Source organism: Streptomyces sp. MBT65 (assembly GCF_016612545.1).
In the GTDB taxonomy this organism is placed as follows: domain Bacteria; phylum Actinomycetota; class Actinomycetes; order Streptomycetales; family Streptomycetaceae; genus Streptomyces.
Window position 1 is genome coordinate 1 of the sequence record NZ_JAENRY010000652.1, and the last position, 1,037, is coordinate 1,037.

The window sequence follows — 1,037 nt, forward strand, 5'->3', positions numbered from 1 at the left end:
GGTCGCGAAGCCCTCGTTGAGCCACATGTCGCGCCAGGTCTTCGGGGTGACGGAGTTGCCGTACCACTGGTGGGCGAGTTCGTGGACGAGGGTGGCGGTGTCGGGGGCGCCGGGGAAGAACGGGCGGTTCTGGGTCTCCAGGGCGTAGCCCGCGTCGCCCCGGCGGTCGACGATCGCGCCGGTGGAGGAGAAGGGGTACGGGCCGAAGTTGTACTCCTCCCACTCCATGATCTCCGGGAGCTGTGCCAGTACCTTGCGGCTCGCCTCCGCCTCGTGCGGGTCCACCGCCGTGTACACGGGGAGGCCGTTGCTCGTGGTGCTGCGGGTGATGTCGTAGTGGCCGATCGCGACCGTCGCCAGGTATGTCGCCATGGGCTGTGTGGTGCGCCAGGTCGAGGTCGTGCGGCCGTCGGCCGTCGTCGTCTCCGACCTCAACTCGCCGTTGGAGACCGCCTGGAGGCCCTTCGGGACGGTGATCGTGATGGTGTACGTCGCCTTGTCGGAGGGGTGGTTGTCGCTCGGGAACCACGCCATCGCGCCGGTCGGTTCGCCGAGGGCCAGCGCGCCGTCGGCCGTGCGCAGCCAGCCCTCCTCCGAGCCGTCGGGGTCGGTGAGCGTCTCGGGCGTGCCGGAGTAGTCGACCGTCGTCGTGAATGTCCTGCCCTGGGGGAGGGTGGCGGGCGGGCGGACCTTCAGTTCCTGGCCGGTGCGGGTCCAGTCGGCCTTCCTGCCTTCCACCGTCAGGGAGTTGACCTTCATGCCCTTGAGGTCCAGGTCGAAGGCGGAGAGGGGGGCGGTGGCCCGGGCCGTGATCGTCGTCGTGGCGGTGAGCGCGTGGGTGGTGGGGGTGTAGGCGAGGGTCAGGTCGTAGTGGGTCACGTCGTAGCCGCCGTTGCCCGCCTTCGGGAAGTACGGGTCGTGTACGCCCGCGCTGCCGGCGGTGCCCTGGACGCCCGCCGACCCGCTGCACGCCGTCAGGAGGAGGGCCGCCAGTGCACAGGCGGTGGCTGTGGGGACGCGGGGCGAGGGGCGAGGCG

The 1,037-nt window shown here is 71.1% G+C and carries 1 protein-coding gene; it reads right to left on the bottom strand.

Annotation, left to right across the window (positions count from 1 at the left end):
- On the bottom strand, positions 1-1,037 hold a 1,037-nt coding region (locus JHN63_RS51345), incomplete at both ends, for a M1 family metallopeptidase (protein ID WP_374223036.1).